At 40.9% G+C, this 4,392-nt stretch carries 4 protein-coding genes and 2 pseudogenes; 5 read left to right on the top strand and 1 reads right to left on the bottom strand.

Annotated elements, in window-relative coordinates; genetic code table 11:
* The 4 genes and pseudogenes from JGK22_RS32640 to JGK22_RS32625 all read left to right on the top strand — a co-directional run.
* Window positions 1-469 (top strand): annotated as a pseudogene (locus JGK22_RS32640) (hypothetical protein); the annotation flags it as partial.
* Complete coding sequence (locus JGK22_RS32635) at window positions 469-1,566, top strand: hypothetical protein (protein WP_293220594.1); 1,098 nt, start codon at window positions 469-471, stop codon at window positions 1,564-1,566. The pseudogene JGK22_RS32640 and the gene JGK22_RS32635, both read left to right, overlap by 1 nt.
* A gap of 59 nt (window positions 1,567-1,625) precedes the next feature.
* Window positions 1,626-2,120: a hypothetical protein gene (locus JGK22_RS32630; RefSeq protein WP_293220591.1), complete on the top strand. Its 495-nt coding sequence runs from the start codon at window positions 1,626-1,628 to the stop codon at window positions 2,118-2,120.
* A gap of 110 nt (window positions 2,121-2,230) precedes the next feature.
* Window positions 2,231-2,965, top strand: a complete 735-nt coding sequence (locus JGK22_RS32625) for a hypothetical protein (protein WP_293220588.1) — start codon at window positions 2,231-2,233, stop codon at window positions 2,963-2,965.
* Window positions 2,966-3,026: 61 nt separating this feature from the next.
* Here JGK22_RS32625 and JGK22_RS32620 read toward each other — a convergent pair.
* Window positions 3,027-4,024: pseudogene (locus JGK22_RS32620) on the bottom strand (IS630 family transposase).
* 71 nt (window positions 4,025-4,095) lie between these two features.
* Here JGK22_RS32620 and JGK22_RS32615 point away from each other — a divergent pair.
* The coding region (locus JGK22_RS32615) for a hypothetical protein (RefSeq protein WP_293282338.1) at window positions 4,096-4,392 on the top strand (297 nt) is incomplete at its 3' end.

Below are 4,392 nucleotides of genomic sequence, written 5' to 3'. Positions count from 1 at the left end.
AGTTAATGCTACGTCAGGACTGCGCCAGATTGCGGTTAGCAGTGATGGGCGCAAGCTGTTTGCTACTGCGGCTGATGGTTATATTTACGCTGTGAATATCGACCCAGAAGACAAACCTAGCGAACCGAATTCTAATCCCCGGAAGTGGTGGGAGCAAATTGGAAAGGTTTTGACTCCTACAGGGGCTTGGGGGTTGGCTGCAACTCCTGACCCGCTGAAAATGGTTTTTACTAATGGTAACCCGAACACAGACGGCAGCGGTTTTGGGGTGCTGACAGTGAGTGATGACCCTCTGAATTTGACTCCTACAACTGTCTACACGAATTTAACGCTGACTGATAATAGAAATGTGTTTGAGGTGAATGAGGGGGTGGCTGTCACGATGACTAAGGACGGGAAGTATGCGTTTGTGGCGGGTCGTAATAGTAAAAAAATCCTTGATATCCGTTGGGGCCGAATCCGAAATTAGTGGCTGCTACTGAACCGGTGCCGGGGGTTTTAACTAATAATGTGACTCTTTCTGGTGATGGGAAGTATCTGATTGGTTCTTATCCTACTCTAGGTGGTAGTGGAAATGCTTATGTCTTTGATGTGGAGGAAATTATTAAGACTGTTGAAAATCCTGGTGGTAAAGATTTGACGAAGGTGGCTTTTGATAAAATTAACCCGAAGGTTGTTTCTAAAAGTTTTGCCATTGGTGGTAATCCTTTGGGGTTGCTTGTAGCGCAAAATTTTGAGGACATTCTGCTCAGAGAATTAGAACAGTTTGAAAGGCTACTCAGCGAACCGAATAATCTCAAACAAATAGACGATTTTCTTAAGCGTTGGATACTACCACAAATACAGGGGAAATATCCTACCATAGAGCGAATACTGCGTCGGTTCGGGGAAACGGGTGATTGGACGGTGGCAGATACAGAAATCATAGCGTTACTTAACAAGGGAGTTGATAGGTATCGGTTTGATTCTTCTCGAGTAGATGGATCGGGACCTCATGGTGTCAGAGCACCAATTCCAGAAGATCGGGAAATTCATCTCATATTTCGTGGGGTGGCTGGGGGTGCTAATTTTGCTTGGTTTGCGCGTTTAGTAGGGTTAGGCAATTTTGAAAATTTGCCTAATGCAAGCCGACACATGAATCATTATTTGGAGAATTCTGGACAACCATTAACTATTGACATGAATGAATTTATGAAGGTTTCTAGCGTGAAAAAGAACGTAGAAAAAGCAGTGGAAGAAGCTAAAAAAATTATAGCTAGATCCAGAAAAGATAGCAAAAATCTACGTCCAAACACATTGATTAGTGGTGTCAGAAAATCTGATAGAATAAGAAAAGAAGAATCAGTAGATTGGTTTTTTGCAGTGGGTGATTACAGCTACTGGTGGCAAGCCGATCCCCTTACTGGCGAGATCACCGTACAAATCAGAGACCAATACAACTGGGATCAAGGTAAAGACGTAAACATTTTGGGAGTTACAATCAAAGATGAGGTTCTGGGAAGTCTTCATCAGGCTGGACTTGCCCAAGAATATCAAGTAAAAGGAGAATATAAGTCGCGTATTTAGGAGGATTACAAGAATATCAAGTAAAAGGAGAATATAAGTCGCGTATTTAGGAGGATTATGTGATAAAAAAAGGAGCGATTATTACCAGTGTTATTCTGACTTTATTTCAGTTAAGTAGTTGTTCAATTGCAACTTCTACCAAAGTCTCTGAACCAGAGACTCAAGCATCTCAAATGCCTGTTGATATTGAAGAAGTGCAATCATTCACTCGGATTATTTTGCCCAAAAGCTATCGAGATTTGCACGTTGACGATGACAAAGAGCGTGGCCGTCTGATTTCTGTGCGGTTCACGATGAACCGCATAGAATTAGATAAGTTCTTAACAGAAGCAGGTTATGAGGGGAAGGCAAAACTTAATGATGGCCGTGAACTGGGAACCGCTCACTTGGCGTGGAAACGCTGGTGGACGCCAGACAATGCAAAGAACTACTTATCAGGTATAATTCGTGAGGATAACTCAGGTAAAGTCTGGCAAAGTCAGATACTGGTAGACCTGGTAAGTGAAAAAACTGTTATTGTGTACCTTCGGGTATTAGGGGTATACGGAAGTTAATTTATCTGGGAAAAACATCTACTTTGATAGTATCTTAAGCTGTTCGACATTCAAACTGCACTATTTGTGGCTCAGACCCCGTGGTGTAAAAGGTTCAAGCAATAATTTAAATGACTAACAGCTTACTAGAGCAACTAAAGCAAGCAAGCTTGCAACGAATCGACGGTCGGTGGCAACTGCTGGCAACTGCTGCTGGCAATGAGGAAAGTATTCGTCAGACGTTGCGCGGTCTGGATGTTAATGAGTTGCGCCTTGACACGGACATTGCTTTGCCCAGCAACTTAGTTGAAGATAGGGTTTTGGCTCTTTCTGTTTCCCGACCCGAACTTTTGCGTAATTTGTTAAATCAGTGGGAAATGGAACCACGCACTGGCGATCCATATCTGGATTCTGGGTGTTTAGACATAGCTCTTAAAACAGCCCGCAGATGTCTCATGGTTGTAGAAATAGATCGTGATGCAGAACCGTGGCTGTGGGATGAACATTTAAAGCCTACATACATGAAAGAAACCATTCGCTTGCTAGCTCGTCGTCCTCTGATTAGTAAAGTGTTGACGCAAAATGACATTGAAAATGCTATTCTCTGTGGGGGCAATCTTCTTCTAGCGTTGCGAACACAAGAAGTACAAATTGAAGAATCTGTATTTGCTCACTATGCGGATTCAATAATTTCCACTGGTCCCTACGTTACCGCTCTGCTGATTGAGTTATCGAGACGAACTAATTTCGATTCCCGGGTCTGGTTTGAACGGATTCTGGAAGTATTTCCTACTATTTCGGATCCGCTAGATCTGACTCTATCAACCTATGCTTTACTCAATGATCAATGGGTTATGCCTTGGTGATCGGGACAGTTAGCTGTGACCAGTAATGCGACTCGCGCCTATGTACCTTTGGAATAAGTAGTTAAGCAAAATTAATTACATAATTATCTCCAAACTCTTTAAGAATTTTTTCTACAGATGAAACAAGAGATTGCCAGCTAGAGTAGGCATCTATTTCAAGCCATGTATATTTGATAAACCGCCACAAAATCTCAATTAAATTCAATTGGGGTGAATAAGTCGGCAATTCAAATATAGTTAAGCCGCGTTCTTTCCATTCTTCAAGTTTATCTAAAATGGCATTGCTAGTATGAATAGAAGCTTGATCTACCACAATAAATGTTGGTCGCTCCACTACAGCAAAAAAAGTATCACTTGCGGGCTATGATTACATCAGAATTAATAGTCTGCTCTGAAACATAAGCATGAAGAGTATTTTGTCGATTCATAATTCCCAAGACATTTAAACGCTTAGTTCTACGACTATCAATTGACAAATATTCACCAATATCTTGCCATCCATAAGGGACACAAGGGATGCCACAAAAACCGGACTCATCCAAATAGTATAAATCAATTTTCCCCTCATCTTCTAGTTGTTTTAATTCTGACAATTTTTGTTTTTTTCCTTGTATTCTATGGGGTTTGGCTTTCCCCCAACACCTCGACGCATCCTATGCCAACTCATATTTTTTTTTTGATTATTCTCTTAATTGTTTCCGTACTTGTATTAATAGACCGTTCTTTTTTAATTTTTTGTACTACTTGCTTTAGTTGTTTTGGTTGCAATTTTACCCAATCTTTGATTTGAGCAGATTCTGCCGAATTAAAGATTTTTTTTCTGCCTCTACCTGGTTTATTGTATAATCCGAGCATTCCCTCATTTTCCCATCGATTCAACCAATTATACATAGTCTTATAACTAATTTTAAATATTTTCAGCAGTTTTTAATTTTTGAAGTTTTGTGAAACCAAAATTAAAAACTGTGCTCTTTGGCGCACTTGATGATGTCTGCTTTCGCGATAGATTCGGTTTAGCAATTTCAACGAAAGTGGATTAATGTCTCGAAGTAAAAACATATAAAACCTCTTTAAATAAAACTTGATATTTTTAGTATATCATATTATTTGATTTGTGTAATTAATTTTGTTTGACTACTTATACGGGGCGGGTGGCGATGGTGGATTTGCTGGCGCGGCGTCCGGTTGATGTTGATGCTTCGACAGCGGCTGTCGATGATATTAATTTGCCGAGTGGTGCATCTCCTGGGGCAATATCTATTGACCCTTGGGATAATTATGCTTACATCACGGACTCAGGGCGGGGTAGCATTTATGTCCTGGATGTCAATCCTGACTCGCCAAGCTATAACGAAGTTGTTCGGACTATCTCAGTTAATGCTACGTCAGGACTGCGCCAGATTGCGGTTAGCAGTGATGGGCGCAAG

The organism is Microcoleus sp. PH2017_08_TRC_O_A, assembly GCF_020738665.1.
Classification (GTDB): domain Bacteria; phylum Cyanobacteriota; class Cyanobacteriia; order Cyanobacteriales; family Microcoleaceae; genus Microcoleus.
The sequence above is the reverse complement of the archived record's forward strand: the minus strand, read 5'-3'. Positions and strand labels throughout refer to the sequence as shown.

What these genes read in the sequence shown, in the direction of transcription:
- JGK22_RS32625 (WP_293220588.1), top strand. Translation starts at nt 2,231, where the DNA reads ATGACTAACAGCTTACTAGAGCAACTAAAGCAAGCAAGCTTGCAACGA.